Raw genomic sequence first — 4,633 nt, forward strand, 5'->3', positions numbered from 1 at the left:
CCAAAAGTTATTCTAGAAAAAGTAGACGCATACCAAAAAGAAAATGGACTGCCTACAAGAACGGCAGCTATCCTTGAACTAATAAGAAAAGGTCTTGAGAAATAACTTCAAGCTATCGCTTGACCGAAATTCATCTCCCACTTTCACTGGTGCTTCGTACCCATACGTTTAGAAGTGGGAGACTTCTTTCGGAATTACGTTAAAACAAGCCCAGCTATTGTCAGCCTCCCATCTTTTTTCTGCTTACTGCGACTATTTTTCGATATCAATATCTATCCCTATTTCCAGAAGGTATTCCTCATAAGTCAGTCCACTTTCTGCAATGTCCCCTGCCAGTTCTTCTCCTAAGTATCTTAAGTGCCAAGGCTCATACTGATAACCTGTAATCTCTTCCTTCCCTTCCGGGTATCTGATAATATAACCGAACTCATGGGCATGTTCTTCCACCCATAGCCCTTCCGGTGTTTCACCAAATCTTTCAGTCAGCTTAAAATTTACACTTTCGCTCGTTACATCTATTGCCAAACCAGTCTGATGTTCACTTTCACCTGGCCGAGCGCTGTAGCGATTAGCCGCTTCGAGACCATCTCTATCTACATATCGATCAAATAATTGTGTTTGAGTCTGATATGATCGATAACCTGAACGAGCATAAAGTACTATCCCCTCATCATTTGCAGAATAAAACATTTCTCTTAAAGCCTGTGCAGCTCTCTCTCTCATATTAGTTAAATTAGGATCGTCAAAAACTGTCGGTAAGTCCAAAGGGACAAGATCATCTGGGGAATAGTCTTCCGGAAGGGCATACTGCTTATTGACCAGGACTTTTATGCTGTCAGGATCAAGCAGGTCCTCTTCCATATCAATAGTGATGACAGGTTCATCAGACTCAACATCCTCATCTTCTTCAAATTGAGTTCCTTCTTCAGTTTCATTGTTTTCTCCATCATTAATTTCTGCTTCATCATTATCCTTAGTCTCTTCCTGAGGCATTTCTTCAACTATTTCTCCAAGTTCCTCTTCGGAATCGTTATCTGTACATCCATTAAGAAGAAACAAGCTCATCAGAATACTAGTAGATAGTCTGAACTGTTTGTATGTCAATTGTATGCTCCTTTTTATTCTTTTAATATCTATCACAATAGGTATACAATACCATAAATTACCTGTCTTCTCTATTACATTCTACCTTGTTCTATTTTATAATAAACTAAATGGATATACCTAAAATTCAGTTTGTTCCATAAATGGACAAATTAAGACCAGCACATTCATTATGTCCATGTCTGATTAAATTGTTCTATATCGGTTTCCATCCATTCTCATTGTACAGCGGATCCAGCCCGTCAGCGAGACGACTTATCTGCTGCTCATAGTATCTGATCCCCATGGGCAGCATGAATCTGAACACCCGTAAAGCCAGCCTTTCTTGCAATTTCAGCTGCTAGACCAAACCTATCAGTTATAGCAGTATTCTCTTCTATATTTAAAACTCTGGGTGGATTGAAGAAAGAACAATACAGTTTTTTTAAGGCAACTTCACTTGGAGCCATCGATGTACCCGATAGCGAACAAGGCGATTGTCTGCCTGGTTGATTCAGCTGCATCCACAGATGTGTCTGCTGTTTTCAACCCTTCAGCGTTTCAGTCTTTTCCAGCTCGAACGCATATAGAAGTTCAAAGGTGAACGTTCATCTATGAATGCTTTCCATTCATATGACATCGGCCATTCCCGATAAACAGGTTCACGCCTATACAAGAAGCGCAACGACCATTTTTCTGGTATCGGAGACCATCCTTCAGTAGGGCAGCACTTAATCTTTACACTGTTTTCTCTTTTAATCACACGATACCTTCCAATCAGCAAACCCAGAGAAGGATGACAACTGATCTGAAAAATTCCTTCTTTCACTTTATTATGCTCCATCGTCAATATATCAGGAAAAGGGGGAACAAATGACAGTTGAACTGGATAAATAGGAGTAGGGTATCTCAGGGTACGAATAGCTGGACTTGATTCCTGCCAGTTCAGTTCAAGAATACAGTCTTTAGTTCTTACCGTTTCCTCTCTCTCATTTAACGACATAACAGACATATGCTCATCTGAATATGGGTTGAATTTAACAATCAACGGTTTGGCGCTGTAGCGGCTGAAGTACATTCGCATCCCATCCATCGTAACCGGGAGATTATCCAATTTATGTGACTGCTCGCCAATATGAATGTCAACGACCGTATGATTTTTTCGAACAAAATAGAAATCGAACAGATATACGAGGGGAAGATAGGAGGGAGTCTGAGAAGATGCTCCCACTGGTGCAAGCAGATTAAATGGCGAGCGTTTTTTGAAGTTTTTTTCGTGTATCTTCAATTTGATTTTTCTGCCATACTTATCAGTAAAACGATATAAAACCTGAACACCTTTCTGGCCGATATCAAAGGATGCAACATCAAAAGCACATTCTATTTTCTCATTCAGCCCTTTGCCGAAAGTGTCATATGTCTTGTTCTCAATTCTAAGAGAAGGCTGATAATAGACATCGATCTTACCGTCCGTCCTCCACCCCAAAATAACATGTCCTCTTCCATAGGTACTATCGTTATAATATTGAGGCTCAAACCCGATATAAAAAGTGTCCGGATCTTTTTCAAAGTTGATTTGAAGCAGCCTTTCCATCGGCTCAAGAGTAAACCTGAATGGATTGATGAGTTTAACTGACTCCTGTTTCATACTCTCACATCCTTTTTATACAGAACGTACAGATGAACTATCGGGTAATGATCAGACTTGTTAATGTTGACTATGGTTGAGGGCAATTCGTCAATAAGTTGAGTCACCTGCAAGTAAGTCATTCTCTTATCTCACGAACCATTACATTTGTTTTTATTCCTACTTCTATTATACATTGGAAAAATAAAAACTGTAATCATAATGCATGTTTTTAGGGATATAATTGCACTTCTAGAATTATCAGTTTAATGCCCTGTTCCATGTAAACTTAAGTATGTTCATTAAGCTGAATTAAAAAAATCTGCCATAAACTGGCAGATTTTTCGTATCCTATTTATTTTATAACTTCCTTCACACGACCAACCACTTTATCTTCCAGCATCACTTTGATTCCGTGAGGATGTGTAGGCGACTTGGTCAGTAATCTACTGACTACCCCTTCTGTCAATTTTCCTGACCTCTGATCCTGCTTCTGCACGACTTTGACTTTATCTCCTGGTTTTATGTTGCTGCGTTTTGTACCATCCATAGTCTATCTCCTCGCTTTAAAATACTTTCTAAAACACTTGAACACATCACTTGATTTCAATATTCACATCACTTCTTAAAGTATACAGACATTTTACGTCAATTGACATGCTATGAAATAAACTTTTCATATATAAACCAAACCTATAGAGGGTAAACCTTATTATAATAACATTCGTTATGATAGAATAATCATAAGGAGATTAATATTTTATGCCCTTTCAGAAAGGAGTGACCCTTCTTTTTTTGCCTCATCAAAATATTGAAAGACAAGTATACGGCATGTAAAAACAGATTACTTTCGGCTCTTGAGACGTTTCAACTTGATCATGGGTTTCTTCATCTTATTCAAGGCATACTCATGCTTGGATTTGCACTATTCATAGATCGTATAGCCGAGTTCATAGTCCCTGTCATGTCCTATTTTCTCTCATTCGATATCACTCAGATGCAACTGGTTACAGAACCTTCTCAGTTAGGTGAACTTCCATTTAGTATAACTGTTTCTTTCCGCAGCCGATGTCACTGCGATGGGTTCAGATCTCAACGAGGGCTTTTACTCTGTTATGTCTTTACGAACTGGTTTGACGTATATAGGCCTGTATATAAGCTCGCCATTCAGCCGTGTACTTTCCATTAAAGAAATCTTATCGACTTCAATTTCTACAGGTGGGACAGGCTGGCTCTGACTCCATTCCTCAAAATCCTGACTGAAAACGATCTGTCTCCCCAAAGTAATGTGCGGCGTATACTCTCCTTTTTCAGCAGTTTGCTCTTCTTCATTCAATACGTCACTGATTTGTTCGTTGACCTTTTTCAGCTGTCTTATGTCACCATCGACCCCAACCCATATGATGCGCTTGCTTCGTTTATTGAAAGACCCCAGTTTACCAAGACTAAGCTTAAACGGCACGTTATGCTCAGCACATTTATCGATCGCTTTGCTGATTTGACCGATTCTTTCGCTGTCAGCTTCTCCGATAAAGTAAAGAGTTAGATGAAAATTGGAAACGGCTGTAAACCGTCCCTTTTCAGCCGTTACTTTAACTTTTGACTGAATTTCAGCCAGCTTTTCTTTGACCTCTTCTTCCAGCTCGATAGCAATGAATACTCTCATCTTCTGCTCCTCCTCTCGTGTGCCCTAAAACTAAATTTTTTTATTCTCGAATCACTTAAGCTAATACTTCCTATACCTTAACTGAAAAAGTGATTTATCTCTAATAAAAAAAGGGCACTTCACCGAGAAGTAAACTGGACCCTATAGAATAGACACGGATAAAAAACCCTTATTCGTTCTCTATTTTATAGGGTTCTTTATTGTATAATGAACCCAACTATATGAGTTCAAAGGAGAGCGTTGACATGGGAAGAAAT

Annotated in this window: 5 protein-coding genes; all 5 read right to left on the minus strand. The window is 39.0% G+C overall.

Annotated elements, in window-relative coordinates; genetic code table 11:
* Positions 1 to 252: 252 nt before the first annotated feature.
* Positions 253 to 1,104 (minus strand): M15 family metallopeptidase, encoded by an 852-nt coding sequence (locus ACYQ4S_RS10815; RefSeq protein ID WP_346024288.1) that lies wholly within the window; start codon positions 1,102 to 1,104, stop codon positions 253 to 255.
* Between the two features lie 266 nt (positions 1,105 to 1,370).
* Positions 1,371 to 1,607, minus strand: coding sequence for a beta/alpha barrel domain-containing protein (locus tag ACYQ4S_RS10820; RefSeq protein WP_428830599.1), 237 nt, complete (start codon positions 1,605 to 1,607; stop codon positions 1,371 to 1,373).
* Positions 1,608 to 1,636: 29 nt separating this feature from the next.
* Positions 1,637 to 2,731: a hypothetical protein gene (locus ACYQ4S_RS10825; protein ID WP_459771100.1), complete on the minus strand. Its 1,095-nt coding sequence runs from the start codon at positions 2,729 to 2,731 to the stop codon at positions 1,637 to 1,639.
* A 334-nt stretch (positions 2,732 to 3,065) separates the two neighbouring features.
* Entirely contained in the window at positions 3,066 to 3,260 is a 195-nt protein-coding gene (locus ACYQ4S_RS10830) for a YwbE family protein (protein WP_346024290.1), read from the minus strand.
* A 555-nt stretch (positions 3,261 to 3,815) separates the two neighbouring features.
* On the minus strand, positions 3,816 to 4,376 hold the full coding sequence (gene thpR / locus ACYQ4S_RS10835; RefSeq protein ID WP_346024291.1) for an RNA 2',3'-cyclic phosphodiesterase: 561 nt from the start codon (positions 4,374 to 4,376) through the stop codon (positions 3,816 to 3,818).
* Positions 4,377 to 4,633: the final 257 nt, after the last annotated feature.

Source organism: Alkalibacterium sp. s-m-28 (assembly GCF_054658175.1).

Excerpts from the sequence above, each read along its gene's own strand:
- ACYQ4S_RS10820 (WP_428830599.1), bottom strand. The coding sequence starts at position 1,607 with ATGCAGCTGAATCAACCAGGCAGACAATCGCCTTGTTCGCTATCGGGT.
- ACYQ4S_RS10830 (WP_346024290.1), bottom strand. The coding sequence starts at position 3,260 with ATGGATGGTACAAAACGCAGCAACATAAAACCAGGAGATAAAGTCAAA.
- ACYQ4S_RS10825 (WP_459771100.1), bottom strand. The coding sequence starts at position 2,731 with ATGAAACAGGAGTCAGTTAAACTCATCAATCCATTCAGGTTTACTCTT.
- thpR (WP_346024291.1), bottom strand. The coding sequence starts at position 4,376 with ATGAGAGTATTCATTGCTATCGAGCTGGAAGAAGAGGTCAAAGAAAAG.